This window comes from Microbacterium sp. LTA6, from assembly GCF_045690355.1.
Taxonomy (GTDB): Bacteria; Actinomycetota; Actinomycetes; order Actinomycetales; family Microbacteriaceae; genus Microbacterium.
In genome coordinates this window covers 2,738,614-2,765,374 of the sequence record NZ_CP147855.1, presented here as the reverse complement: position 1 = coordinate 2,765,374, position 26,761 = coordinate 2,738,614, and the positions used below count along the sequence as shown (strand labels likewise).

The 26,761-nt window shown below is 68.4% G+C and carries 22 protein-coding genes and 2 pseudogenes; 14 read left to right on the top strand and 10 right to left on the bottom strand.

What is annotated here, in order from left to right; genetic code table 11:
• Positions 1 to 25: 25 nt before the first annotated feature.
• Together LTA6_RS13005 and LTA6_RS13000 are read left to right on the top strand one after the other, a co-directional pair.
• On the top strand, positions 26 to 1,615 hold the full coding sequence (locus tag LTA6_RS13005; protein WP_407358015.1) for an acyl-CoA carboxylase subunit beta: 1,590 nt from the start codon (positions 26 to 28) through the stop codon (positions 1,613 to 1,615).
• Positions 1,612 to 1,854 carry an acyl-CoA carboxylase subunit epsilon gene (locus LTA6_RS13000; protein ID WP_407358014.1) on the top strand — a complete coding sequence of 81 codons (243 nt, stop codon included), beginning with the start codon at positions 1,612 to 1,614 and terminating at the stop codon, positions 1,852 to 1,854. The genes LTA6_RS13005 and LTA6_RS13000 overlap by 4 nt, the downstream gene beginning before the upstream one ends.
• Before the next feature lie 232 nt (positions 1,855 to 2,086).
• Here the strand turns inward: LTA6_RS13000 and LTA6_RS12995 are convergent, their stop codons facing one another.
• From LTA6_RS12995 to LTA6_RS12975, 5 genes are all read right to left on the bottom strand, one after another.
• On the bottom strand, positions 2,087 to 3,286 hold the full coding sequence (locus tag LTA6_RS12995) for an ROK family transcriptional regulator (protein WP_407358013.1): 1,200 nt from the start codon (positions 3,284 to 3,286) through the stop codon (positions 2,087 to 2,089).
• 271 nt (positions 3,287 to 3,557) lie between these two features.
• A complete protein-coding gene (locus LTA6_RS12990; RefSeq protein WP_407358012.1) occupies positions 3,558 to 4,568 on the bottom strand; it encodes a hypothetical protein in 1,011 nt (336 codons plus the stop codon).
• Positions 4,565 to 5,800 carry an ATP-binding protein gene (locus tag LTA6_RS12985; protein ID WP_407358011.1) on the bottom strand — a complete coding sequence of 412 codons (1,236 nt, stop codon included), beginning with the start codon at positions 5,798 to 5,800 and terminating at the stop codon, positions 4,565 to 4,567. Before LTA6_RS12985 ends, LTA6_RS12990 begins: the two co-directional genes overlap by 4 nt.
• Entirely contained in the window at positions 5,790 to 6,452 is a 663-nt protein-coding gene (locus LTA6_RS12980; protein WP_341974172.1) for a response regulator transcription factor, read from the bottom strand. The genes LTA6_RS12985 and LTA6_RS12980 overlap by 11 nt, the downstream gene beginning before the upstream one ends.
• A gap of 31 nt (positions 6,453 to 6,483) precedes the next feature.
• On the bottom strand, positions 6,484 to 7,722 hold the full coding sequence (locus tag LTA6_RS12975) for a class I SAM-dependent RNA methyltransferase (RefSeq protein ID WP_407358010.1): 1,239 nt from the start codon (positions 7,720 to 7,722) through the stop codon (positions 6,484 to 6,486).
• Between the two features lie 23 nt (positions 7,723 to 7,745).
• On the opposite strand from LTA6_RS12975, the gene LTA6_RS12970 reads away from it, so the two are divergent.
• Positions 7,746 to 8,420 carry a Maf family protein gene (locus LTA6_RS12970; protein ID WP_341978368.1) on the top strand — a complete coding sequence of 225 codons (675 nt, stop codon included), beginning with the start codon at positions 7,746 to 7,748 and terminating at the stop codon, positions 8,418 to 8,420.
• Positions 8,421 to 8,498: 78 nt separating this feature from the next.
• Positions 8,499 to 10,265: a biotin carboxylase N-terminal domain-containing protein gene (locus LTA6_RS12965; RefSeq protein WP_341974170.1), complete on the top strand. Its 1,767-nt coding sequence runs from the start codon at positions 8,499 to 8,501 to the stop codon at positions 10,263 to 10,265.
• Between the two features lie 46 nt (positions 10,266 to 10,311).
• Here the strand turns inward: LTA6_RS12965 and LTA6_RS12960 are convergent, their stop codons facing one another.
• Positions 10,312 to 11,751: an NAD(P)H-quinone dehydrogenase gene (locus tag LTA6_RS12960; RefSeq protein ID WP_341974169.1), complete on the bottom strand. Its 1,440-nt coding sequence runs from the start codon at positions 11,749 to 11,751 to the stop codon at positions 10,312 to 10,314.
• Positions 11,752 to 11,808: 57 nt separating this feature from the next.
• On the opposite strand from LTA6_RS12960, the gene LTA6_RS12955 reads away from it, so the two are divergent.
• The 3 genes from LTA6_RS12955 to LTA6_RS12945 are packed head-to-tail and all read left to right on the top strand — an operon-like array spanning position 11,809 to position 14,577.
• Positions 11,809 to 12,642: a purine-nucleoside phosphorylase gene (locus LTA6_RS12955; RefSeq protein WP_341974168.1), complete on the top strand. Its 834-nt coding sequence runs from the start codon at positions 11,809 to 11,811 to the stop codon at positions 12,640 to 12,642.
• Positions 12,639 to 14,309: a phospho-sugar mutase gene (locus tag LTA6_RS12950; RefSeq protein ID WP_341974167.1), complete on the top strand. Its 1,671-nt coding sequence runs from the start codon at positions 12,639 to 12,641 to the stop codon at positions 14,307 to 14,309. The genes LTA6_RS12955 and LTA6_RS12950 overlap by 4 nt, the downstream gene beginning before the upstream one ends.
• A gap of 4 nt (positions 14,310 to 14,313) precedes the next feature.
• Complete coding sequence (locus LTA6_RS12945) at positions 14,314 to 14,577, top strand: HPr family phosphocarrier protein (protein ID WP_341974166.1); 264 nt, start codon at positions 14,314 to 14,316, stop codon at positions 14,575 to 14,577.
• A 5-nt stretch (positions 14,578 to 14,582) separates the two neighbouring features.
• On the opposite strand, the gene LTA6_RS12940 is transcribed toward LTA6_RS12945, so the two are convergent.
• Positions 14,583 to 16,505, bottom strand: coding sequence for a PRD domain-containing protein (locus LTA6_RS12940; RefSeq protein ID WP_341974165.1), 1,923 nt, complete (start codon positions 16,503 to 16,505; stop codon positions 14,583 to 14,585).
• A 50-nt stretch (positions 16,506 to 16,555) separates the two neighbouring features.
• Here LTA6_RS12940 and LTA6_RS12935 point away from each other — a divergent pair.
• The 7 genes and pseudogenes from LTA6_RS12935 to LTA6_RS12905 form a co-directional block, all read left to right on the top strand.
• A pseudogene (locus LTA6_RS12935) lies at positions 16,556 to 16,834 on the top strand (PTS sugar transporter subunit IIB); the annotation flags it as partial.
• 153 nt (positions 16,835 to 16,987) lie between these two features.
• Positions 16,988 to 17,269: an HPr family phosphocarrier protein gene (locus tag LTA6_RS12930; protein ID WP_341978366.1), complete on the top strand. Its 282-nt coding sequence runs from the start codon at positions 16,988 to 16,990 to the stop codon at positions 17,267 to 17,269.
• Complete coding sequence (gene ptsP / locus LTA6_RS12925) at positions 17,266 to 18,963, top strand: phosphoenolpyruvate--protein phosphotransferase (protein WP_341974164.1); 1,698 nt, start codon at positions 17,266 to 17,268, stop codon at positions 18,961 to 18,963. Before LTA6_RS12930 ends, ptsP begins: the two co-directional genes overlap by 4 nt.
• Positions 18,960 to 20,591: a PTS mannitol transporter subunit IICB gene (locus tag LTA6_RS12920; protein ID WP_341974163.1), complete on the top strand. Its 1,632-nt coding sequence runs from the start codon at positions 18,960 to 18,962 to the stop codon at positions 20,589 to 20,591. Before ptsP ends, LTA6_RS12920 begins: the two co-directional genes overlap by 4 nt.
• A complete protein-coding gene (locus tag LTA6_RS12915; RefSeq protein WP_341974162.1) occupies positions 20,591 to 21,022 on the top strand; it encodes a PTS sugar transporter subunit IIA in 432 nt (143 codons plus the stop codon). The genes LTA6_RS12920 and LTA6_RS12915 overlap by 1 nt, the downstream gene beginning before the upstream one ends.
• Positions 21,022 to 22,176, top strand: a complete 1,155-nt coding sequence (locus LTA6_RS12910; RefSeq protein WP_341978364.1) for a mannitol-1-phosphate 5-dehydrogenase — start codon at positions 21,022 to 21,024, stop codon at positions 22,174 to 22,176. The genes LTA6_RS12915 and LTA6_RS12910 overlap by 1 nt, the downstream gene beginning before the upstream one ends.
• Before the next feature lie 91 nt (positions 22,177 to 22,267).
• Positions 22,268 to 23,557: an NAD(P)/FAD-dependent oxidoreductase gene (locus LTA6_RS12905; RefSeq protein ID WP_341974161.1), complete on the top strand. Its 1,290-nt coding sequence runs from the start codon at positions 22,268 to 22,270 to the stop codon at positions 23,555 to 23,557.
• A 2-nt stretch (positions 23,558 to 23,559) separates the two neighbouring features.
• Here the strand turns inward: LTA6_RS12905 and LTA6_RS12900 are convergent, their stop codons facing one another.
• From LTA6_RS12900 to LTA6_RS12890, 3 genes and pseudogenes are all read right to left on the bottom strand, one after another.
• Positions 23,560 to 24,420: a carbohydrate kinase family protein gene (locus tag LTA6_RS12900; protein WP_341974160.1), complete on the bottom strand. Its 861-nt coding sequence runs from the start codon at positions 24,418 to 24,420 to the stop codon at positions 23,560 to 23,562.
• A gap of 209 nt (positions 24,421 to 24,629) precedes the next feature.
• Positions 24,630 to 24,998, bottom strand: a pseudogene (locus LTA6_RS12895) (xylanase); the annotation flags it as partial.
• A 578-nt stretch (positions 24,999 to 25,576) separates the two neighbouring features.
• Positions 25,577 to 26,692 carry an adenosine deaminase gene (locus LTA6_RS12890; protein ID WP_341974158.1) on the bottom strand — a complete coding sequence of 372 codons (1,116 nt, stop codon included), beginning with the start codon at positions 26,690 to 26,692 and terminating at the stop codon, positions 25,577 to 25,579.
• Positions 26,693 to 26,761 lie beyond the last annotated feature (69 nt).

Sequence of the window (26,761 nt, the reverse complement as noted above, 5' to 3'; positions counted from 1 at the left end):
CCGCCCCGACGCTAGTGTGGAATCCGTGACGGACAAGCCCGACCTCTTTACCACCGCCGGCAAGATCGCGGACCTCCGCGCTCGCTATACCGAGGCCGTCGTCGACGCCGAGGAGAAGGCGAAGGAGAAGCAGCACGCCAAAGGCAAGATGACCGCTCGCGAGCGCATCGAGCTGCTCGTCGACCCCGGCAGCTTCGTGGAGTTCGACGAGTACGTGCGCCACCGCACCACGGCGTTCGGCATGGACCGCTCCCGCCCGTACGGCGATTCCGTCGTCACCGGCGTCGGCACCATCCACGGTCGCACCGTAGCCGTGTACTCGCAGGACTTCTCCACCTTCGGCGGGTCCCTGGGCGAGGTCGCCGGCGAGAAGATCATCAAGATCATGGAGTTCGCCCTTGCCGGGGGGATGCCGTGCATCGGCATCCTCGACTCCGGTGGCGCGCGCATTCAGGAGGGCGTCGTCGCGCTCGGCAAGTACGGCGAGATCTTCCGCTTGAACACTCGCGCATCCGGCGTCATCCCGCAGATCTCCATCATCATGGGACCGGCGGCCGGCGGCGCGGTGTACTCCCCCGCGCTCACCGACTTCGTCATCATGGTCGACAAGACGAGTCAGATGTTCGTCACCGGCCCGGACGTCATCAAGACCGTCACCGGCGAGGACGTCGGGATGGAGGAGCTGGGCGGTGCGTACACGCACAACACCCGCTCCGGCGTCGCGCACTACCTCGCGGAAGACGAGGACGACGCGATCGACTACGCGCGCACGCTGCTCAGCTTCCTGCCCGACAACAACATGGCGGAGCTGCCCACCTACGAGAGCGCCTTCGAGTTCGAGACGACGGATGCCGATCGTTCGCTGAACACTCTCATTCCGGACTCCGCGAATCAGCCCTACGACATCAAGGTCGTCATCTCGCACGTGGTCGACGACGGCGACTTCATCGAGGTGCAGCCGCTCTTCGCCCCGAACATCGTGATCGGCTTCGGCCGGGTCGAGGGCCGCTCGGTCGGAATCATCGCCAACCAGCCCTCGCAGATGGCCGGAACCCTGAACATCCAGGCCGGCGAGAAGGCCAGCCGCTTCGTCCGCTTCTGCGACGCGTTCTCGATCCCGATCGTCACGCTTGTCGATGTGCCCGGCTACCTTCCCGGCACCGACCAGGAGTGGGAAGGCGTCATCCGCCGAGGCGCGAAACTGCTCTACGCCTATGCCGAGGCCACCGTGCCGCTGGTCACCGTCATCCTCCGCAAGGCCTATGGCGGCGCCTACATCGTGATGGGCTCCAAGCAGCTCGGCGCCGATGTGAACCTGGCGTGGCCGACCGCCGAGATCGCGGTGATGGGCGGCCAGGGCGCCGTCAATATCCTCTACCGCGGTGAGATCAAGAAGGCCGAGGAGGCCGGCGAGGATGTCGCCGCCGTGCGTACGCGCCTCGCCAACGAATACACGTACGACGTCGCATCGCCGTTCCTCGCCGCCGAACGCGGCGAGCTCGACGGCATCATCGAGCCGGCCAACACCCGTGTCTCGATCGCCAAGGCGCTCCGCGCCCTCCGCGGCAAGCGGGCCGAACTGCCTCCGAAGAAGCACGGGAACATTCCGCTGTGACCGCACAGACGCCACCGGCCGATTCGTCGGGCGAGCAGCCGCCGTCGGTCGAGATCATCCGCGGCACCGCCTCCGAGGAGGAACTCGCCGCTCTCGTCGCGGTGATCAGCGATGCGTACGCGGGTGAGGCCGCGGCTGCCGTCGCCGAGGAGCCGCATGTCTCCGCGTGGACGCGCACTCAGCGCTCACTACGCACGCCGCTTCGACGCGATATTCCGTGGGGCCGCTACTCGGGCTGATCGCTGCACGGGGTGATCGGTGATCCGTGAGCCCCCAGCTCACGGATCACACGGACCACTGTCGCCCGCAAGTCGGGCGACAGCTTCGGGAGCCCCAGGCTCCCGCCGGGCTCGACCCCCATCGGTGCCCGGCTCTCCCTCCAGAGAAGCTACAAAAATACTACATCGATTAGACATAACCCTGTCAAGCGTTTTCTCGAAGACGCCGGGCGTGCTCGCGAGACGTCGCCGCTCACTCCTCCAGCAGGAGGTCCGAGGCGCGGGGCGTCAGGACCGAATCGAGCACGACGCATGCAGCTCCCACAGCCCCGACGTCGTCGCCGACGATGGTTCCGGCGACCGGGAGGGATCGAATGGCGCGCGTCGCGCTGCGTCGCTCGAGCTGCACCGGAAGCTCACGCAGATACACCTCTGAGAGCCGCGCCCAGAACGGACCACCCAGCACGACCCGATCGACGTCGAGCACGTTGGTCAGGGCAGCGATGAGGACCGACAGCCGCCGCGCCGCCTCGCGGAGGACATGGAGAGCGGTGACGTCACCAGCGGCGGCTCGCTCGCACAGCTGCGTGAACCGCTCGTCCAGCGTCTCCACGTCGGTCCCTTCCCGGTCGTCCCGGAAGACGCCGGCCCGTTCTGCCTGCTCCACGATCGCCTGCGGGGTGCAGACCACCTCGACGCAGCCCCGCGCACCACAGGAACACGACGGACCCTCGGTATCGACGATGATGTGCCCGATCTCGCCGAAGTTCCTGGAGCTCCCGCCCACGACTTCGCCACCTCGCACCAGTGCGGCTCCGATACCGGTGCCGAGATAGACGAACACGAACGAGTCGTCCGCGGGCCCGTGCCCGGTCCACAGCTCTCCGACCGCCGCCGCGGTCGTGTCCTTCTCCAGCATGACCGGGAGGCCGGTCGCCTCTTCGAGGACGCTCCGCAGCGGAACACGGTGCCAGCCCAGCAGCTTCGGCGGATCGATCACCGTCCCCATCTCCGCGTCCAGCGGTCCGGGAGCGGCGATTCCGACGCCGGCGACCAGCGCTCTGTCGATCCCCGCTTCCTGGATCAGTTCGTCGATGGTCCGTGCCATCGCGTCGACGATGCTGCGCGGGTCCTTGTCGGGCGTGCGCTTCGTCATCCTGCCGACCACACGACCGGTGAGATCCAAGAGCACGAAGGTCATCACGGCCGGGTCCAGGTGCACCCCGACCGAGAAGTGGCTCTCCGCGTTCAGGCGCAGCGTGATCCTCGGCTTGCCAGGGCCGTTGATGATCCGACCCGCCTCGGCGATGAGGCCGTCTTCGATCAGCCGCCGAGTGATGTTGGTGACCGTCTGCGCCGACAGCCCCGTCGCGTCCGCGAGTTCGATCCGGCTGAGCCCCTCGCCGGAACGGCGTATCGCTTCGAGGATGACCGATTGATTGAAGTCGCCCATCCTTGGGAGATTCGTGCCGCGTCGCGTGCCCATCGTCCAATCTTCCCCCATCGGGTACGGATCCGTATCTCCGAATCGGCGTCGGTGATTTGTCCCCCGAAATACCTACAGACAAGTACTCGACAATCGCGCAGACTTGACGAGACGCTTCGCGTTCGGCTGGTCTCTTTGTCCCAGGGTAGACAGACGCTGATCGGCCACCAGCGGACAGTTTTCGGGTAACTGACCGCACGGCGAGGGGTAGGCGGAATCCGCCACCCCTCGCCACTTCTTATTCCGATGCGTTCTCGCGCGGGATCTCGTGCCACAGGTCGACGAGGTCGTCATCGTTCGAACCGGCAGATCCTGCCCGTCCGACGATCGTGACCGCGGTGCGCTGATCACGAGCGGCCCTGATGATCAGACGACCGGCGCTCGCACTGGCCAGGACGCCGGCGAGCTCGTCTCTGATCTGAGCGCGACGGTTCTCGCCGATGTCATCGAGGCCGCCCTCGTCGAACACGGTCACCACGACACCACGACGCCGCACCTCGCTGATCGCATCCCTGACGGCGTCGTTGAGGAGGTCGGCTCCGCGCAGTTCGTCGCGCAGGCGGCCCTCGGCCAGCCGCGCCTCCATGCGCTCGCCCTCCGTGAGCACACCACGAGAAGCGACGGCTCGGCTGAGTACGGGACCAGCGACCGCCAGGGCGAACTGCGTTCGCACCCGCCGCTCGCGCTGGCGCACCTCCTGCGTCGCATGCCACGCCGACACGGCCTGCTGGATGTCAGCCAGTCGCTCCGTGTCGCGCACGGCACGATCCCAGAACATCACCAGCAATCGAGCGATCACTATCCACATGATCGAGCCGACCAGCCCGAGATTGAGCGCGACGATGAGGCCGAGATGGGTCGCCGACGACACGATGAGGGCCAGCAGGATCAACCATCCGAACAGGAAGCGTCGACGCACGATGCAGACGACCCCCAGGACACCCAGTCCGCCGATGTACCACGTCGCGAACGGCGCCGTGTACGACGTCGGGTCGAGCGACAGCGTGACCAGAGTCGGGATGAGCAGACTGGCGCCCAGAGCGAAGATCGCCGACCACAACGGCATTCTCACGCTCGCCGCAGACTCCCCCAGAATCGCGATGTTCACGACGAGGAGATACAGCGCGATCGCTGCGACCATCAGGAGCGGGGCGGTCGGCTGTTCGATCCACCACACCCCTCTGGCTGCGAAGTACATGGCGAAGCCGACGGCAAGAGACGTCGCGACGCTGCGCACGGTCCAGTTCACGTCCGCTCCCAGCCGAGCACCACGGTCGTCCCCTGCGGAGTCGAGTCGATCGTGGCCGTGCCTGCGACACCCGCCATCCTGGCGAAGATCGAGGCCCGGATTCCGAGCCGATCCTCGGCGATCGCATCGACGTCGAATCCGGGACCCGCGTCGCTGATCGTGACGGTGATGCCCTCGTTGCCGCGGCCCTCGGCCACGATGTGCAGCCCCCGACCCTTGGCATGCGCAACAGCGTTGCCGATCGATTGACGCGCGGCGAGCACGAGCGCACGTGCGACCCGCCCCGGGATCAGCCCGATCCCGCCGCGCTCCTCGACGACGGCATCCGCTCCCTGTTCGGAGAGCGCCCTGCGCAACTCGATGACGATCTGCGCGGTCGCCACCGGCTCGTCACTGCCCTCTTGGGCCACGGCGGCCTCAGTGTTGGCGAGTCTGGTGAGCGCCTCGCGGGCCATGCCGACGGCAAGATCGCGGGCTCGCTCCCCTTCGGAGCGCTCCGCGGCGATTAGCGCGGCCAGCACGCTGTCGTGCATGAGCGCCGCCATGGCGACGCGCTCCTCTTCGGCAGCGGCCGCAGCCGCCGCTGCGGCATAGGACGACACCGCACGGCCGCGCGCGTCGTCGACTCCGGCGGCGACCGAGCGGAACATCCATCCGAGCGAGATGATCACGATGCCGAGGATCAGCGTGAAGGAGAAGTCGAAGGCGGTCTTCACCCAGAACTCGCTGGAGAACCCGCCCTGCACAAGACGGACGTAGCCGTAGACGACGGGCACGCCGATCGCCCACGTGAGCTGCAACCAGAGCGGGAACGCCAGCATCGCTGCGACCACTCCGACATTCACCAGGAAGAAGATCCACGGTTGTTCGCCCGCGCCCTTCGCAGCGGGATCGACGACCAACGGCCAGGCCGCGAGTGCCGCGACGTAGGCGATCGCGAACGAACCGGACGCGATGCGCACACCCCGCCCGAACACGCAGGCGAGGAGCATCAGCACCAGCGGGACGAAGACCACCAGGAGCATGATGACGCGCGGGGCGTCGACGCGCGAGATCGTGCTGATCGCTGAGATCAGCGCCTGCGCCCCGAGCACGGCGGAGCCGATCGCCACCACGATCGCGAGGATGCGCTCCATGCGCTTGCCGGTGAAACGCTCGAACTCCGCCTCGGCAGCGCCAGGCGACGGAATCTGGTTCCACGCCTCGCGGATGCTCAGCGTGTCAGCTGACATGCGGCGACCTGTCGGCCGGCAGGATCCCGTCCTCCACGGCGCGCCGAACCAGGTCGAGCTTGGTCGGCGCCGGGCGTCCCACCACGACGTACTTCACTCGAATCCGGGAGAGGTTCTCCTTCGCCGTCGAATAGGCGACGCCCAGCCGCTCCGCCACGGCTTTCAGCGGCAGCCCGGTCGCGTAGAGGCGCAGCACGTCGCGCTCCCGACGGGAGAGTTGCGCGTCGGCGAAGTCGCGGTCGCCGTCGACTGCGCTCGCCCACTCGACGTTGTTCAGCGCCTCGCCGTTGGCGACGGTGCGGATCGCATCGAGCACGTCATCCAGCGGGGAGGACTTGCTGACAATGCCGACCGCGCCCGCCGCCAGCGCCTCGCGCACCGCGTCCGGGCGGTCGGCCACACTGTGGATGACGACGCTCGCTCCGTCGGCGACCAGAGCTGTCACGTTCTCGGTGACGGTCGTGCCATCGCCGAGCGTGAGATCGAGGGCGACCACGTCCGCCGGCGCGGAGCCGGTGGCTCCTCGCCAGTCCAGGTACGCGCGCACGGAACTGCCGGAGAAGACCACGGTCTGGCCTCCATCACGTGAGCACGCCGCCTCGAGTCCGAGACGAACGGACTCGTGATCATCGATCAGTGCGACCCTGCTCATGCGTTCAGCCTATTCCAGGGCTGACGCCTCGTCAGCGCGTGAGGAGCGCGACGACCTCGAAATGGTGCGAATGAGGGAAGAGATCGTACGCGCGCATCTCGGTCACCTGCCATCCGTGCCCGCGGAACGTCCCGAGATCGCGTGCGAGCGCGACCGGGTCGCAGGCGACGTAGGCGATGGCCGTCGGGGCGAGGGCGTTCACGGCGTCCACAACAGCTCGGCCAGCGCCGGCCCGCGGCGGATCGAGCACGACGGCACCGGCGGAAGTCCCCTCGGGCAGGGTGTCGAGGTACCGCTCGACTCGTGCGGTCACGGCTGTGACGTCCAGGGGCTCGAGGTTCTCCCGAGCCTGCATGGTCGCACGGCGGCTGGATTCCACGGTCACGATGTCCGTGGCGCCGAGGTCTGCGAGCGTCGCAGCGAAGAGTCCGACGCCGCCGTACAGGTCGAAGTGCGTGGCGGAGGGGTCGACCCGTCCGGCGAGGAGCTCACGCACTGCGCCGTCGAGCACGGGGGCCGCCTGCGAGTGCACCTGCCAGAACCCGCCTGCGTCGACCTGGAAGCTCCGTCCGCCGACGCGCTCGCGCACGATCTCCGGAGCCGCCCGCTTGTCGCTGCCCCGGGGTGGGCGCCGGCCGGTGTCGACCTTGCGGATCACGCGGACTTGGCCGTCCGCCGGCTCCACGAGGTCGATCCGACCGAACTTCGCATCGCGCAGGTCGAGGGCTGCGGCGGCCACGACAGGTCGCGCGAGCGGATACGAGGTCACCGGGATGACCCGGTGACTGCGCGCGGCGTACGGCCCGACGCGTCCCGCATCGTCGACGTGCAACGTCATCCTGGTGCGCCATCCGGTCCCGTCACCGGCGTCGACGGCTTCCACCTCTGGCGCTTCCAGACCGGAACCTGCGAACTTCTCGAGCGCCTCGCTGAGCACCTGACGCTTCAGGATGCGCTGGTGTGCCAGTTCGATGTGCCCCAGGTCCGCGCCACCAGGACGATCGGCGGGGTCCCGAGAGACATCTGCCTCTGCCCAGACGTGCGGGCGTCGGTGCGGGGATGCCTCGAGCACCTCGACCGTCTCCGCACGCCAGAAGCTCCGCTTGTCCTCGCCCCCCTCCTTGGGGTCGAGCAGGCGCGCGCGCACCCGCTCGCCCGGGATCGCGTCGGAGACGAACACCACGCGGCCTTCGTGGCGGGCGATGAACGTGCCGCCGTGTGCGATGCCGGTGATATCGAGGTCGAGCAGGCCGGCTGAGGGAGAAGTCATTATTCGAGGATACGGTGGAGAACATGCGCGTCTGCCTGGCATCCACCTCCCCTGCCCGACTCATGCTGCTGCGTCAGGCCGGGATCGAGCCGCTGACACTCGCCCCGGAGGTCGATGAGGATGCCGTTGCCGCCGCCGCGGCCGCTGAGCGCGGCGCCGAGCTTCCTCCCGGGGAGCTGGTTCTCCTGCTCGCGCGGGCGAAAGCGGCCGATGTCGCGAACCGCATCACGACGCTGGATCCGGCGTTCGACGGCATCGTGATCGGCGGCGACTCGATGTTCGAGCTCGGCGGCCGCGTCTACGGCAAGCCGTACACGCCGGAGGAGGCGACTCGGCGCTGGCAGGAGATGCGCGGCGCGACCGGCGTCCTGCACTCCGGGCACTCCGTGTTCCGCATCTCGCCGGGAGCCGGACACCGTGAAGCGACGGCGGTCGCCGATGCCGCGGTCACCTTCGCCGACGACATCGGCGACGAGGAGATCGCCGCCTACGTCGCCTCCGGCGAGCCGCTGCACGTGGCCGGCGCGTTCACGGTGGACAGCCTCGGCGGAGCGTTCATCACGCGGGTGGACGGGGACCCCTCGACGGTGGTCGGCATGTCGCTGTCGACGGTGCGCCTCCTCGCCGCCGAACTGGGCGTCGTGTGGACCGACCTGTGGTCCGCACGACCGGCTCAAGGACCGGAATCGGACTCGTAGACTCTCCTCCACGTTCTCGCCCCTTTCTTGTGGAGAGTCGTCAAAACGATCGCGTCCGTTCTCGCTAGGCTGGCAACCATGCCTGCTATCGCCAAGGTGCTCGTCGCCAACCGCGGCGAGATCGCCGTACGCATCATCCGCGCAGCCCGTGATTCCGGGATCGCCTCCGTCGCCGTTTACGCCGACCAGGACCGGGATGCACTGCACACCCGACTGGCCGACGAGGCATATGCCCTGGGCGGCGCGACGAGTGCCGAGACCTACCTGCAGATCGACAAGATCCTCTCGATCGCGCGTCGCGCCGGCGCCGATGCCGTGCACCCCGGCTACGGCTTCCTCGCCGAGAACGCCGAATTCGCGCGGGCGGTCATCGCCGCCGGCATGATCTGGATCGGCCCCTCTCCCGACGCGATCGAGTCGCTCGGCGACAAGGTCACCGCACGGCATGTCGCCGAGAAGGTCGGAGCCCCCCTCGCACCGGGCACCCCCGGCCCCGTCGAATCGGCCGACGAGGTCATCGCGTTCGCGAAGGAGTTCGGCCTGCCGATCGCGATCAAGGCTGCCTACGGCGGCGGCGGTCGCGGCCTGAAGGTCGCCCGCGAACTCGACGAGGTGGCTGAGATGTTCGACTCGGCGACGCGTGAGGCGATCACCGCGTTCGGACGCGGCGAGTGCTTCGTGGAGAAGTATCTCGACAAGCCGCGCCACGTCGAGACCCAGTGCCTGGCGGATGCCGAAGGCAACGTCGTCGTCATCTCGACGCGCGACTGCTCGCTGCAGCGCCGCCACCAGAAGCTCGTCGAGGAGGCGCCGGCGCCGTTCCTCACCGAGGAGCAGAACAGCCAGCTGTACGCGGCGTCCAAGGCCATCCTCAAGGAGGTCGGCTACGTCGGCGCCGGCACCTGTGAGTTCCTGATCGGTGCGGACGGCACCGTCTCGTTCCTCGAGGTGAACACCCGACTCCAGGTCGAGCACCCGGTCTCCGAAGAGGTCACCGGCATCGATCTGGTGCGCGAGCAGTTCCGCATCGCGAGCGGCGGCACCATCGATTACGACGACCCGACGCCGGTCGGGCACTCGATCGAGTTCCGTATCAACGGCGAGGACCCCGGTCGCGGCTTCCTCCCCCAGCCCGGACCGATCCACGTCTTCAAGACGTTCGGCGGCCCCGGCATCCGCCTCGACTCCGGCGTCACCGCCGGGGACTCCGTCTCGGGTGCGTTCGACTCGCTGCTCGCCAAGATCATCGTCACCGGAAAGGACCGGGAGGAAGCACTGGAGCGTGCCCGCCGCGCCCTCGACGAGTTCGAGGTCGCGGGCCTTCCCACGGTGCTCCCGTTCCACCGCAAGGTGGTCCGCGATCCCGCCTTCACCGCGGAAGACGGCCGCTTCGGCATCTTCACCCGCTGGATCGAGACCGAGTTCGTGAACGACATCCCCGCGTGGGACGGCGAGCTGGAGGCACCGTCCACCGGCCCCGGTCGCCACACCGTCGTCGTCGAGGTCGCTGGCAAGCGCCTCGAGGTGAGCCTGCCCGATCGGGTCGCCGCGGCCGCGGGCACCGCCGGGCGTCCGGCTGCCGTGCCGCCGTCGCGCCGCAGCCACGCGACGACCGTGAACGCCGGTGCCGCCGGCGATGCGGTCAAGTCGCCGATGCAGGCCACCGTCGTCAAGATCGCCGTCGAAGAGGGCCAGCAGGTCGTCAAGGGCGACCTGGTGGTCGTGCTCGAGGCGATGAAGATGGAGCAGCCGCTGCAGGCGCACAAGGACGGCACCATCGGCACCATCAACGCCGAGGCCGGCACGACGGTCGCCGCGGGGCACCAGCTTCTGACCATCAGCTGACATACGCGAAAGGCGCCCCACTTCGGTGGGGCGCCTTTCGCATGCTTCAACTGATGTTGACCAGGTGCATCGCCCTGGTGGCGTCCGTGATGCTCCCGGACAGCGAAGGGTACGCCGCGAACACGCGCGAGACCTGATCGACGTTGAGACGCCTTTCGACGGCCAACGCGATCGGGTAGATCAGTTCTGAGGCCTTCGGCGCCACGATCACGCCGCCGATCACCGTGCCCGATCCCTTCCGCGCGATGATCTTGACGAAGCCGTCCTTGATACCCATCATCTTCGCCCGCGGGTTCGCCGCCAGCGGCAGCTTGTAGACGATGCCGTCCGCTGCGCCGTCCTCGACGTCCTTCTCGGAGAAGCCGACCGTCGCGATCTCAGGGGCGGTGAAGATGTTCGAGGTGATCTTGCGCAGCTCGAGCGGAATGACGATGTCGCCGAGCGCGTGGAACACTGCTGTGCGCCCCTGCATCGCGGCCACCGAGGCCAGCGGGAAGAAGTTCGTGCAGTCACCGACCGAGTAGACGTTCGGCACCGAGGTGCGCGCGACCCGGTTGACGCGCACGTGGCCGGACTCGTCCAATTCAACGCCCGCCTCCTCGAGACCGATCCCCGCCGTGTTCGGAATCGATCCGACCGCCATCAGGCAGTGGCTGCCCTCAACGGTGCGCCCGTCGGACAGCGTCACAAGCACGCCCGTCGCGGTGGTCTCGACGCTGTCGGCACGGGATTTGGAGAGAACCTGCATCCCGCCGCGCTTGAAGACCTTCTCGAGCACGCGCGCAGCATCCTGGTCCTCACCGGGGAGAACCTGGTCGCGACTGGAGATCAGGGTGACCTTCGCGCCGAGGTTCATGTACGCGGACGCGAACTCGGCGCCGGTGACACCGGAGCCGACCACGATGAGGTGCTCGGGAAGCGCCTTCATGTCGTAGAGCTGCGTCCAGGTGAGGATGCGCTTGCCGTCGGGCTTGGCCGAGTCGAGTTCGCGCGGCGATGCGCCGACGGAGATCACGAGGGTGTCGGCCTCGACGCGATCGAAGTCCGTGCCGCCGGGGCCGGTCGAGACGACGAGCGCGTTCGGACCCTCCAGTCGTCCGTGGCCGGAGAGGATGCGGACGCCCGCCTCGAGCAGCGTGTTGCGCATATCCTCCGACTGCTGTCCGGCCAGAGCCAGGAGACGCTTGTTCACCGCCGCCAGATTGATGGCGATCTCGGGCTTGAGAGGCTTCCCGTTCTCGCCTTTCGCGAAGAACTGCACGCCCAGGTCGGTCGCCTCGGAGATGGCGACGGCCGCATCGGCCGTGGCGATCAGGCTCTTCGACGGCACGACGTCGGTCAGCACCGCGGATCCGCCGACGCCGACACGCTCCACCAGGGTCACCTCGGCTCCGAGCTGCGCGGCTGCAAGAGCCGCCTCGTAACCGCCGGGACCGCCGCCGAGGACGGCGACGCGCTGAGTGCGCTCGAATGTGGTGGAAGACATGATCTCTATTCTTCCGCAATCCTGGCCCGCAAGCCCGCAGGTTCCTAGAGTGGATCCATGCCCGAAACACACAGCAACCCTCTCGACGCCCCGAACGCGAACCCCTTCGAGGTCGCGGCCCTCGCCGCAGCCGACATCGCGCGGCTGAGCGGCGTCGAGAAGCACGACATCGCCCTCACGCTCGGCAGCGGCTGGGGCAAAGCAGCCGACATCATCGGCGAGACCATCGCGACGATCCCGGCGACCGAGGTCACCGGGTTCTCGAAGCCGGCCCTGGAAGGTCATGTCGGCACCCTGCGCAGCATCCGCACCCCCGACGGCAAGAACGTCCTCGTGATCGGCGCGCGCACGCACTACTACGAGAGCCACGGCGTGCGCCGGGTCGTGCACAGTGTGCGCACGGCCGCCGCCACGGGTGCTCGGATCATGGTGCTGACCAACGGCGCCGGCGGCATCCGCGAGACCTGGAAGCCCGGCCAGCCCGTCCTGATCAGCGACCACATCAACCTCACGGCCGATTCGCCGCTCGAGGGCGCCACCTTCATCGACCTCACCGACCTGTATTCGAAGCGCCTGCGCGATATTGCCCACACCGTCGATCCGTCGCTCGATGAGGGCGTGTACTGCCAGTTCCGCGGGCCGCACTACGAGACGCCGGCCGAAGTGCAGATGGCGAAGGCGATCGGCGGCGACATCGTCGGCATGTCGACGGCGCTCGAGGCGATCGCGGCCCGTGAGGCCGGGATGGAGATCCTCGGGTTCTCGCTCATCACGAACCTCGCGGCCGGCATCCAGCAGTCGCCGCTCAGCCATGCCGAGGTGATCGAGGCAGGGCGCGAGGCCGAACCGGTGATCTCGGCCCTCCTGGCCCGCGTCGTGGAGGCCCTGTGAACGAGCAGCGCATCGACGAGGCGCGCGCCTGGCTGCGCCAGGATCCCGACCACGAGACCCGCGACGAACTCGCCGCGCTCATCACGCGGGCGGCCGGCGGCGACGACATCGCCGCCGCCGACCTCGACGACCGCTTCAGCACCCGCCTCGCCTTCGGCACGGCTGGGCTCCGCGGTGAGCTGGGCGCCGGCAGCAACCGGATGAACCGCGTGCTCGTCGCACAGGCCGCCGCCGGATTCGCCGCGTATCTCCGCGCCCGCGCGCACGGCGGCACGCCGACCGTCGTGATCGGATACGACGGCCGGCGCAACTCGCGGATCTTCGCCGCGGACTCCGCCGAACTGTTCGCCGGTGCCGGGCTCCGTGCGATCCTGCTGCCGCGGCTGCTGCCCACCCCCGTGCTCGCGTTCGCCGTGCGCCACCTCGGTGCGGATGCCGGCGTGATGGTCACCGCGAGCCACAACCCGCCGAACGACAACGGGTACAAGGTCTATCTCGGCGGCGCGGACAACGGCTCGCAGATCGTCGCCCCCGCCGATGCCGATATCGCTGCGGCCATCCAGCGAGTCGCGGATGCCGGTGATGTGGGCGCACTCCCCCGTTCGACCGGGTACGAGACGGCCTCGGAGGACATCGTCGACGCGTACATCGCCGCGACCTCCGCCGTGGCCCCGGCACCCGCCGGGGCGGCCGGGATGTCGTGGGTGTACACAGCGCTGCACGGCGTGGGCTGGGAGACCTTCTCGCGGATCCTCGCACAGGCCGGATACCCGCAGCCCGCCATCGTGGACGAACAGCTGTCGCCGGACGCGACCTTCCGCACGGTCTCCTTCCCGAACCCGGAAGAACCCGGGGCTATGGATCTGGCGTTCGCCACGGCGCGTCGGGTGAACGCGGACTTCATTCTCGCGAACGACCCGGATGCGGATCGTCTGGCCGTCGCGATCCCGGACGAGTCCGCAGACGGCGGCTGGCGCCGCCTCACCGGCAATGAGGTCGGCCTGCTGCTCGGCGCCCGCGCCGCGCGGGACGCCGCCGGGACGCCCGGCGCCGCGTTGGCGTGCTCTCTGGTCTCCTCCCCTGGTCTCGCGGCCGTCGCCGCCCACCATGGCCTCGACTTCCACGAGACGCTCACCGGCTTCAAGTGGATCTCCCGCGCACCGGGCCTGGTCTTCGGCTTCGAGGAAGCCCTCGGCTACCTCGTGAACCCGGAGACGGTGCGCGATAAGGACGGCATCTCCGCCGCGATCGCGATCCTCGGACTCGCGGCCGAAGCCCGCGAGCGCGGCGCGACGCTGGCGACCCTGGTCGCCGAACTCGGAGACACCTACGGCCATTTCGCGAGCGGTCAGGTCTCGGTGCGGGTCGACGACCTCTCGGTCATCTCGAACGTCATGCTGTCGCTGCGGACGCTGCCACCGACGCACATCGGCGCGCACGCGATCGCGTCGGCAGAGGATCTGCTGCAAGCGGGCCCCGGCGAGGCGTCCGGTGACGTGCTGCGCTACCGGATGTCCGACGGGTCGCGGGTCATCGTGCGTCCGAGTGGCACCGAACCGAAGCTCAAGGTGTACCTCGACACCCGCGGTGAATCCGCCGAGCAGGCGTCGAGTGCTGTCGCCGACCTCGAGGCCGGCGTTCGCATCCTGCTGGAGGAGCGCTCCTAGCATCATGCTGAGCCGACAGGTGATCATCAGCGCGCACAACGGCGTGCACGCTCGACCCGTGGCCGAGCTCGTGCGCCTCGCGCAGGCTCACGATCGCCCGGTGACGCTGCGCACTGCGACGGGTGCGGTGGTCGATCTGAGCAGCGTGCTCGCCATGATGGACCTCGCGCTCGCTCCCGGCGACGTCGTGACCCTGGAGACCGCGGAGTCGACCGGTGCGGCCACGGTGCTCGACACCCTGGCCGCGGTGCTCGATCCGCGGAAGTAGTCGGCTCAGCCGTCGATCACGGCGACGAGCTCGTCGAGGAACGACTCGAAGCTCGTGCCTCGACGCACGATGCGCTGCACGCTCTCCTGTTCGCTGAAGACCTCGACGAGCTGCTCGAACACGGTCTGGAATGCGGCGCGATCGTCTTCGCTGAACGCGGCGAGCGCGACCACGCGCACGCGTCCCTCTCCCCACGCGACTGAGCCCTCGGCGACTCCGATCGCGATCGCCGTCCTCGTCGCCGTCATCTGCAGGGCGTGCGGCACCGCGAGCGCGTCGGTGAACGCGGTCGATGACATCTGCTCCCGCAGGATCGTGTTCTCGACGTAGTCGTCACCGATCAGTCCGGCCTCGATCAAGAGGCCGCCGAGTCGGCGGATGATCGCCTCCTCGCCGTCATCGGGAAGCGGATAGACGTATGCGTCGGCGTGGAAGTACCGGGCGAGTTCGCCGCGAAGTCTCGTCAGCCGGCGTCCTCTCCGCACGCGGCCGGCCGCCTGCTGGATGCGATCGACGTCCGCGTCGCTCAGGAAGGGCTGGATGCGCACGAAGCGATCGGCGGCGAGTCCCGGCTCGATCGTGCTGAGCACGAGGTCCGTGCCGAGCGCCGACCAGTCCGGGTCCACGTTCGTCACCACGCTCGTGACCTCGATGGCCGACCCCAGCGAGCGGTCGACGCTCGAGCGCAGCAGCTCCTGAAGCTCGTGATACCCGGGGCAGACGATCGTCGCCGTGAGAATCGACTCGCCCTTCCGGCTCCGTTCCAGCCGCCCGCCGACGTGCATGGCGACGTAGGCGATCTCATCGTCGTGAATCGGCGTGCCGAGCCGGTCGTGCAGACCGCTGGCGATCGAGACGGCGACCTCGAAGATCATCGGATACGACGTCTTGAGCGATCGCGTGAGCGGGTTGCGCGTCAACGCGCTCTCCTCCGCGCGTCGCAGCAGGTTCTGCACGTGCAGGGCGAGTCGCAGCACGAAGGCTTCATCGACGAGGTCCACCTGATAGTCCTCTGCCGCCCGCATGATCTCCGCCCGCACAGCGGCCTCCACAGCCGGATCCACTCCGCTGCGGGCGACTTCGCGCGTCGCATCCTCCCCGGGGGCCACGATGCGCGTGAGCACGAGCGAGGCCAGGTGATCGCTGTCGCCCTCCCCCAGCGCGACGCCGAAGTGCTCGCCTGCGAGGCGAGCGATGACCGCGCCGACCCTCGGGATCTCCTGCCTGACGCTGGTGGGGCCTGCTTCGAGCGCGTGCCCGGCGGCGACCCTGTCCGCAGCGATCGCGATGTGCAGCAGCACGTCCGAGATCGCGAGCTCGTTCACGTAGTAGCCGAGTTCGCCCAGTTCACGCACCAACGCGGATTTGAACGGTCCGACCGCATGCGCGGCGACGGCATTCCCTGCCAGAGCCCGGCGGAACGTCTCGGGATGGAATGACGCGGCATCCATCTCATCGTGTGCAAGCCTGCTGAGCAGGCGCCGCTGGGCCGCCTCGTTGCCACGCAGCCGCACGGTCTCCCGATCGCGCTCCAGGGTGAGGTCGGTGCCGTCGAGCAGGCCGCGCACCCTCGCGAGGTCCGCCTCGAGCGTCGCCTCACTGACATGGAGCTCTTCGGCCGTTTCGAAGACGTCGATGCCAGCCGGCAGATCGAGCAGCGTGCGCACCAGTGCATGCATCCGGTCCCGAGGCGCGGATTCCCGTGCCTGACGGCTGCGCAGAGCGTCCAGCGCACCGGGACCTGCGCGATATCCGGCAGGGCCGGATTCGACAGCGTCCGCGTCGCGGGTACGGCCGTTCAGCGCCGAGACGTAAGAGCGGATGCTGCGCGGAGTGACGCCCATCAGATCGGCGAGGCTTCCGGCCGTCGACCAGGTCTCCTGGCGCAGCAGCGAGGTCAGGAGCAGGTCCTGGCGCTGCCGCGACATCGTCCCTCCTCTTCCCTCACGTGCTGACCGCACTGTCCTGACGTGCCTCCATGATGACAGCAAGCCGCAGCCCCCGGGGCGGAGGCGGGGTTCCGCAGGGGCGGAAAGGAACCTGTTGGCGCACCATCGGCCTCGTTTCCCAGACTGTTCTCAGGAAGGTGGCATCGATGAAGATCCTCGTGGTGTGCGGCGCCGGCGCGTCGAGCACGTTCGTCGCTCAGCGACTCCGAAGGGCCGCAGTCGCGGCGGGTCTCGATTGGGACGCGTCCGCGGGCATGGAGCACACCGTTGCCCCCGGCGGCCACGACCTCGTCCTCGTCGGGCCTCACCTCGCCGACCGTCTGTCCGCAGTTCGCAACCGCGCTCAGGCACCGGTCGTCCTCCTTCCCGCCGATGTCTTCGCCGATCGCGACGGCGTGCGCACACTCGCACTCGCCCAGGCGGCCATCGCCGCTGCCAGGCACACCACGAAAGGAACAACCATGACCGCTGTACGCACCGTCAGGATCGGCTCCTCACATGGGCTGCACGCCCGCCCCGCGAAGCTCTTCGCGCAGGCCGCCAAGGACGCGGGGATTCCCGTGACGATCGCGAAGGACTCGGGGAAGGCCGTCAACGCCGCCAGCATCCTCGGCGTGATCTCCCTGGCCGTCGAACACGGCGACTACGTCACCCTGACGGCGGATGGCGACGGCGCGGAAGGCGTGCTGGACATCCTGACCGAGCTTCTCACGACGGACCACGACCAGGCCGCTGCCGAATGAGCGAGCTCCGCGGGGTCGGAATCGGTCTGGGCGTCGCGCAGGGTCCGGTGGTGCGGATGGCGGAGGCCCTGGCCGCACCGGAGAACGTGCCGAGCGGCGTCGGTGCGGAATCGGAGCGTGCGCGAGCGAGGGATGCCGTCGCGATCGTCGCACGAGAACTCAACGAGCGCGGCGAGACGGCAGGCGGCTCCGCCCAGGAGGTGCTCGAGGCTCAGGCGATGATCGCCGAGGACCCCACACTCCAGGACGAGGTCGACAGCCGGATCGATGCGGGGGCGACCGCGGAGTGGGCTGTGCACGACGCCTTTGCCGGCTTCCGAGCCACCCTCGAGGCCGTCGGCGGCTACCTCGGTGAGCGCGCCGCCGACCTCGACGACATCGCACAGCGGGTGCTCGCCCATCTGCGCGGTGTCGCAGCTCCCGGTGTCCCCGATCCCGGACATCCCTTCGTCCTGGTCGCCCGTGACCTGGCGCCCGCCGACACCGCCCTCCTGAAGCTGGATCAGGTTCTCGCTCTGGTGACCTCCGACGGGGGCCCGACCTCGCACACCGCGATCCTGGCGCGGGAGAAGGGCATCGTCGCGATCGTCGGCGCTGCGGACGCCGCGCACCTGCAGACGGGGAGCGTCGTGATCGTGGATGCTGCTGCCGGGGTGGTCACCGTCGATCCGACCGATGCGGAGCGGGCTCGCGCCGCCGAGCGGGCCAGTGAACGAGCATCTGCCGAGACGCTGCCCCCCACTCCCGGCATGCTGGCCGACGGCACGCCGGTCGCCCTGCTCGCGAATCTCGGCAAGCCGGCCGATGCGGCGGACGCCGTCGCCCGCGGGGCCGAGGGCGTCGGACTGTTCCGCACCGAGTTCCTGTTCCTGTCCGCCTCGCAGGCACCGACGATCGAACAGCAGCGGGGGTCCTATCGCGAGCTCCTGGCCGCTTTCCCCGGCAAGAAGGTCGTCGTGCGGATGCTGGATGCCGGCGCCGACAAGCCGCTGGCATTCCTCAACGACGCGCACGAGGAGAACCCCGCCCTCGGCCTGCGCGGACTTCGCGCCCTGCGCGCGAGTGAAGACATCCTGCGCGAACAGCTCACGGCTCTCGCCGAGGCCGACGCGCTGACCGACGCCGATCTGTGGGTGATGGCTCCGATGGTGACCACCGTCGAGGAGACCGAGTACTTCACGACGCTCGCCCGTGAATACGGGCTGAAGACGGCCGGCGTCATGGTCGAGGTCCCCGCGAGCGCTCTGCTCGCCGATCGCGTACTCGCCCATGCGGACTTCGCTTCGATCGGCACCAACGATCTGACGCAGTACACGATGGCCGCCGATCGGATGCTCGGCTCCGTGGCCGGCTTCCAGGACCCCTGGCACCCCGCAGTGCTCCGGCTCGTCCGTGAAGTCGGTGATGCCGGTGCCCGCGCCGGCAAACCGGTCGGCATCTGCGGCGAGGCGGCTGCCGATCCGCTGCTCGCCGTCGTCCTCATCGGGCTCGGCGCCACGAGCCTGTCGATGGCTCCCTCGGCGCTGGCGGACGTCCGCCAGGTGCTTTCCACACGCACCCTCGACGAGGCCAGGAGTCTCGCCGAGATCGCTCTGGCCGCAGATGACGCCGCCGGCGCCCGCAACGCCGTGGCCGCGGCTGCGACTGCCCTCCCTTCCCACCCGAACTCACACGAGAAAGAGACGACATCATGACGACGACGTCAGCAACCGCCACCAGAGCGAGTGGCCTCCGAACGGGAGTGCAGCGCTTCGGCACGTTCCTGTCCGGCATGATCATGCCCAACATCGCGGCGTTCATCGCCTGGGGCTTCATCACCATGCTGTTCATCCCCGCCGGATTCTTCGGTGCGAACAGTCCCTTCGGCTGGCACTGGGCCCCGATCGCCGAGATCATCGGCGGCGGCGGCGACTCCGCCACCATCGGCTGGCAGGGCGCCATGACGGCCGTGGCCGAGGGCGATGGGGGCAACTTCTTCGCGTACGTCGGACTGGTCGGCCCGATGGTCACCTACCTGCTGCCGCTCCTGATCGCCAACACCGCCGGTCGCATGGTCTACGGCGAACGGGGCGGCGTCGTCGCCACCATCGCGACGATGGGTGTGATCGTCGGAACGAACATCCCCATGTTCCTCGGTGCCATGATCATGGGACCGCTCGCGGCATGGATCACGAAGCAGATGGATCGGCTCTGGGACGGACGGATCCGCCCCGGCTTCGAGATGCTCGTGAACAACTTCTCCGCCGGAATCCTCGGTATGATCCTGGCGATCGTCGGCTTCTTCGCCTTCGGCCCGGTGATGCTCGGCATCAGCGCCGTTCTCGGTGCAGCGGTCGATTGGCTGGTCACGCTGCAGCTGCTGCCGCTGGTGTCGATCATCGTCGAACCGGCGAAGGTGCTGTTCCTGAACAACGCCATCAACCACGGCGTCTTCACGCCCCTGGGCATCGAGCAGGCCACGGAGACCGGCAAGTCGATCCTCTTCCTCATCGAGGCGAACCCCGGCCCCGGACTCGGCCTGCTGCTCGCCTTCACGTTCTTCGGAGTGGGCGTGGCCAAGGCCTCGGCACCGGGAGCGGCGATCATCCAGTTCTTCGGCGGCATCCACGAGATCTATTTCCCGTATGCGCTGAGCAAGCCGACCACGATCCTCGCACTGATCGCCGGCGGAGCGTCGGGTGTCACCACGAACATGCTCCTCGGAGGCGGCCTGGCGTTCCCCGCCGCACCGGGAAGCATCATCGCCGTGACGGCGGCCGCCGTCGGTCCCGGCGTCGGCAACCTCGTGGTCGTCTACCTGTCTGTCGCCATCGCCGCCACTGTGACGTTCCTGATCACCGCCGTGATCCTGCGGGGCTCTCGCAGACGCGACCTCGCTGCCGAGGGCGACACCTTCGGCGCCGCGATCGCGCAGACCGAAGCGAACAAGGGCAAGTCGTCGGCGGCGATGGACGCGCTGCGCGGCTCCGCGGCATCCGCTGCTCCCGCAGCAGCCGCGACCGGGGCACCCATCACGACGGCCACCGCTTCGATCTCGCACATCGTGTTCGCCTGCGATGCGGGCATGGGGTCCTCCGCGATGGGCGCGAGCGTGCTGCGCAACAAGTTCAAGAAGGCGGGCGTCGAGGGCGTCACGGTCACGAACCAGGCGATCGCGAATCTGGACGGCACCGCCGATGTGGTGATCACCCAGCAGCAGCTGACCGATCGCGCCAAGGCCCAGTCGCCGAACTCGACCCACGTCTCGGTCGACAACTTCATGAATGCCCCGCAATACGAAGAGGTCGTCGAAATGGTCCGCCGACAGCGAGAGGAAGCATGATGAGCGTTCTCACCATCGATCAGATCCGTATCCACACGGGAGGCGCCACGCAGGAGGCCGCCCTCCAGGAGGCGACCGACATCCTCGTCTCAGCGGGTGCTGTGGCGCCGGCGTATGTCGACGCGATGCGTCAGCGCGAAGACACCGTCTCCACGTATATGGGCAACGGACTCGCCATCCCGCACGGCACCAACGAGACCAAGGAACTGATCCTTGCGTCGGCACTGTCCGTCGTGCGCTACGACGGCGGCGTCGACTGGGCCGGCGATCCGGTGACGTTCGTCATCGGCATCGCCGGGCGCGGCGACGAACATCTGGAGATCCTGTCCCAGATCGCGATCATCTTCTCCGACGATGACGAGGTCGCCAAGCTCGCCGCGGCGCAGACTCCCGAGGAGCTCCATGCTCTGCTCGCGGATGTGAACGGGTGATGAAGGCGGTCCACTTCGGTGCGGGCAACATCGGCCGTGGGTTCGTCGGCCTGCTGCTGCACGAAGGCGGGTACGAGGTCGTCTTCTCCGACGTCGCCGACGCCCTGGTCGACGCGATCAACGACGTCGACAGCTATACCGTGCACGAGGCGGGACCCGGTGGGGTCGATCATGTCGTCACCGGGTTCCGTGCGGTGAACAGCCGGGTGCACCCGGACGCGACAGTCGAGGAGATCGCCACGGCGGACGTCGTCACCACCGCGGTCGGCCCGACCGTGCTGCGCTTCGTGGCACCGGCGATCGTCGCCGGACTCGCGAAGCGCTCCCCCGACTCCGCGCCGCTGCAGGTGATGGCGTGCGAGAACGCGATCGGCGCCACTGACACGCTGCGTGCCGAGATCGAGAAGGCGGCGGGAGCGGAGGCGCCGGCGCTCCTCGCCCGCGCGGTGTTCGCGAACACGGCGGTCGACCGGATCGTGCCGGCGCAGCCGGCCGGTTCCGGCGTGGACGTCACCGTCGAGCCGTACTTCGAATGGGCGATCGAGTCCGCACCGTTCGCCGGAGCGCTGCCGAGCATCCCTGGGGCGCATTTCGTCGATGAGCTCGGACCGTTCATCGAACGCAAGCTGTTCACCGTGAACACCGGGCATGCCGCCACCGCCTATTTCGGCGCTCGAGCCGGAATCGAGCGGATCTCAGATGCTCTCGCCGACCCGCAGATCGCCGCTCAGGTGTCGGCCGCGCTGGAGGAGACCTCGGCGGTGCTCGTCGCCGAACACGGACTGGATCCGGCCGAACTTGCTGGATATCGGACGAAGATCCTCGACCGGTTCCGCAATCCGGCGCTCGTCGACACCGTGCAGCGGGTCGGCCGCCAGCCGCTGCGCAAGCTGTCGCGTCACGAGCGGTTCATCGGTCCCGCATCGATGGCGGCGGAGCGCGAACTCCCGACCGTCGCGCTGGTGGCGGCGGTGGCCGCGGCACTCGACTTCGACGACGCCCAGGATGAGCAGTCCATGGAACTTCAGCAGAAGTTGCGGTCGCTCGATGCGATCGGGTTCGTGACCGATGTCACCGGACTCGATCCGGAGCATCCGCTGTTCCCCTCGATCCGGGACGCCGTCGCCGCGCGCCAGGAGGTTCTCCGCTCCTGAGCGCCCGCGCCCCGGTGCGGCTGCCGCTAGCATCGGTCACAAGCACGATCGAGCATTTCGAGGTCGAGCACAGCGTCGTGCGGGGAGCGGTATGAACAGATACGCCGTCATCGGTGCCGGGCCCTCGGGACTCGCCGCGGCCAGGGCGCTGCAGAAGCAGGGCATCGAGGTCGATGGCTACGAGGCGTCGCATGATGTCGGCGGCCTCTGGGACATCACGAATCCGCGCAGCACGATGTACGAATCCGCGCATCTGATCTCCTCCCGCACGACGACCGAGTTCGCCGAGTACCCGATGACGAGCACGGCGGACTATCCGAGCCATCGGGAGCTGCTCACCTACTTCCAGGACTACGCCTCCCACTTCGGACTCACGCCGCTCTTCCGATTCGACACCCGAGTGACGCGCCTGGAACCGCGGGACGACGGGTGGGATCTGACCGCCGAAGGTCCGGACGGCGCGAAGACCCGGTGGTACGCCGGCGTGATCCTCGCGAACGGCACCCTGGCCGAGCCGAGCGTTCCCGCGTTCCCCGGCCGCTTCTCCGGCGCGCTGATGCACACGAGCAACTACACGTCCGCGCTCCAGCTGACCGGCAAACGCGTACTCGTGGTGGGAGCGGGGAACTCGGGGTGCGACATCGCCGTGGATGCCGTGCACCACGCGACGTCCGTCGACATGAGCGTGCGCCGCGGCTACTACTTCGTGCCGCGCTACCTGTTCGGCCGCCCGAGCGACACACTCAATCGGGGCCGTCCGCTTCCCGCACGGCTCAAGCAGGCAGTCGATTCGCGAGTACTCCGGGCATTCACCGGCGATCCGGTGCGGTTCGGATTCCCGAAGCCGGACTACCGGATCTACGAGTCGCACCCGATCGTGAACACGCTGGTCCTGCATCATCTCGGTCAGGGCGATCTGCGCATCCGCCCGGATATCGACCGTCTCGAGGAGAAGACCGTGCACTTCCGCGACGGGAGCACAGGCGAGTACGATCTGGTGCTTCTGGCCACCGGTTACCGGCTCGATTACCCCTTCGTCGACCGGGAGCATCTGCATTGGCAGGGGGCTGCGCCTCGGCTGTTCCTGAACATGTTCCCCGCGTCATTCAACGGTCTCTACGTCGTGGGCATGATCGAGGCGTCCGGGATCGGTTGGCAGGGCCGCGCCGAACAGGCCGATCTCCTGGCCGGTTATCTCGCGGCGGTGGAGAGGGCGCCGGACCGAGCCCGTCGATTCCGGGAACGGGTCACCGGAGAGCCCTGGCCCGACCTCACCGGAGGCTACCGCTACCTCCGGCTCGATCGGATGGCTCACTACGTGAACAAGGACGCCTACCGTGCCGCGGTCCGACAGGAGAATCGGGGGTTGGACTCGCGCTGAGGTCAGCCCAGGATCGGGTCCAAGAGCGGGTGCAGGTGCCGGCTCCCCAGCACGACCGACGCCGATCGCGCCCCCGCCTCGAGCGACTCCGGCACCGAACACCCGGAAAGCCGCGCGTCCAGGACACCGGCGAAGAATGCGTCACCGGCGCCGTTCGTGTCGATGACCGGCACCGGGACGGCGCTGACGCGATGCACAGTGCCCTCGACATCCACCCCGACCGCGCCCTCAGCGCCGAGCGTGCACACCGCGAGCGTCGCACCGCCGTCGATGCAGGCGCGCAGGAATCCGACGGGATCGGCCAGTCGATCGGCATTGCAGAACACGGCATCCGCCGCATCGAGAAACGGCCGGTGGTACTCGGCCTCGCCGTCGTAGTCGTGCACGTCGACCCAGATCGGTCGCCCGGTCTGGCGCGCAGCGGGCAGCAGACGCAACGGTTCGGCTGCGAGATCGAGCACGATGGCGTCGGAATCCAACATCATCGGCGTCAGCGCCGCGTCGTTCGACCCGGTCTGAGCGGATGGAGTGGACAGGTACAGCGAGACGCGTCCGCCCGTCCTCGTCATCAGGTTGAGGTGGCGTTCGGTGATGTCGCTGTGTCCCCACTCCACCGGCACCCCTGCCGCCTGCAGCGCTTCGCGCACGTGCGTACCGGCAGCGTCGACGCCCGCGAAGGCGTACAGCAGGCTCGACCGACCAAGAGCGGTCAGGCTCAATGCCTTCCCGGCACTCGTGCCGCCGACCGTCTCCCACGTCTCCTCGGCGAACTGCATGTGCGGAACGGGTTCCGGCAGACGATCGAGTACGACGATCGAGTTCCACGAAGCGGGGCCGGCGATGAAGACGGAGGGCGAGGTCACCCCCTCATCTTCGCGCAGTCCCGCGCGCGTCGAGATCAGCCGATGCGGTTGATCAACGAGTCCAGGCCCATCCCGTAGTCGATGCGGACCACGGGCAACGCGAACTTGTCCGTGCCGATCCCTACGGTTCCCGGTTCGATCGTGCGCGCCATCTCGTAACCGGCCTGCGCGACCCCCTGCTTGGAGGTGTCGTTGTAATGGCCGAACGGGTAGGCGATGACCTCACGGACACCGAGGATGTCGCCGGATGCGTTCAGATCCGCGGCGATCTCGTCGGCCGACCAGTTCACCATCCGCCCCTTGCCGTTGTCTCCGGCCTGATGCATGTCGTGCGTGTGCGAGCGGCGCAGCACATACGTGGACGGCGGCGGATCCTGACGGTACGCGGTGATCATGAACGAAGTGGTCAGCAATTTGTACTTGTCCACCACGGGCACCGCGAGGTCGAACCAGGTCTGATCCGCGTCGTCGTCCGTGATGATCACCGAACGGGCGGGCAGGAACAGTCGTCCGTCGATGAACGCGCTGAGCTCATCCCACGTCGGCAGGTAGAACCCGGTGGTCGCGATGTGGTTCATCTGCGCGTCGAAGTCGCCGATGTACGCGTAGTTGCCCCGGAGCCAGCCTTCCTCCCCTTCCGGATTGGTCGTGAACTGGTGATACATCAGGATCGGGACCTGAGCGTTCTCGGCGACGTTCTCGTCGGGGGTCTTCCACGCGGCGTGCAGCTCGATCTGCTGTTCGACGCAGGCGACGGGGTCGGCGCCGTTGATGCGAGCGGCGACCGTGAACGCCGCGGCATCCTCCGGGGTCGCGTACCAGCCGGCGAAGACCCGACCATCCGCATCGGGGATCGGCAGTGCCTGGTACAGGCCGTTCTGCGACTGCAGCGCGGGTTCGAGCGCGATACCGTCTCCGGCGAAGCTGACCGCGCACGCCATCGGATCGTCGGCGTCGGCGAGCAACTGCTCGGCCGGTGACAGCGGCTTCTGGGTCGGTGTGGGCGGGGGCTTTGCACCATCGTCGGTCGCGGTCGGCGGCTGGTCCGCCGCACGGTTCAACCAGAGCGCGGCAGCGGTCGCTCCCCCACCGATCAGAACGACGGCCGCGACGATGAGCGTGATGGCCCGGCGTCGACGCTGAAGACGCGACCTCATCAGACCTCGAACCCCTCCGCGATCATCTCGACGAGCTCTTCGCGCTCCTCGACGGGGAGGAACGTCGCCGCTGCCGCGTTGAACTGGAACGTCTCGAGGTCGTCGAGGTCGTACTCGAACGCCTCGACGAGCAGAGCGAGCTCTCGTGTCAGCGACGTGCCGCTCATGGTGCGGTTATCGACGTTGACCGTGACGGCGAAGCCGAGCTGGTACAGCAGATCGAAGGGGTGGTCGGCGAGCTCGGTACCCCAGGCCGCGATCGCGCCGGTCTGCAGGTTCGACGACGGCGAGAGCTCCAGTGGGATCTCCCGATCGCGGACCCAGCGGGCCAGGTCGCCGAACTGCACCTGCACCTCGTCGCCCTCCTGCGTGATCACCTGCAGGTCTTCGGCGATGCGGACGCCGTGACCGAGGCGCAAGGCCCGTCCGTCGATCAGCGCGGAACGGATCGAGGCGAGACCGGCAGCCTCACCCGCGTGCACCGTCACCGGGAAGAAGTTCTCGGCGAGATAGTCGAAGGCGGCTCGGTGATTCGACGCCGGGAAGCCGTCTTCGGGGCCGGCGATGTCGAAGCCGACGGCGCCGCGTCCGCGGAAGGCGACCGCGAGCTCGGCGATCTCCCGTGCGCGATCGGTGTGCCGCATCGCGGTGATCAGCTGGCCGACGCGGATGCTGCTGCCGGCGCGGTCTGCGGCATCCTCGCCCTCCTCGATCCCTTGCTGCACCGCCTCGACCGTCTGCTCGAGCGAGAGCCCACCGGACAGGTGCTGCTCGGGGGCCCAGCGGACCTCCCCGTAGATCACGCCATCCGCGGCGAGATCCTGGACGAACTCGCGGGCGACCCGGGTCAGCCCCTCCTGCGTCTGCATGACGGCGGTCGTCAGGTCGAAGGTCTTCAGGTACTCGACGAGCGAGCCGGAATCGCTCTGCTTCGTGAACCACTTCCCCAGCGCCGCCGGCTTCGTCTCGGGGACGTCGATTCCCGCGGCATCCGCCAGCTCGATGATCGTCGCCGGACGCAGGGCGCCGTCGAGGTGGTCGTGCAGCGACACCTTGGGAAGGCTTCGCAGCGAGGTCCCCTGAATGGTGACGTCGCCGTTCGGATCGATCGACATGGAATGTACCCCTTCGTTTCCGGTCTTTGAGCGCACCGCAGGCAGACGGAATGCACCGTCGGACCTGAG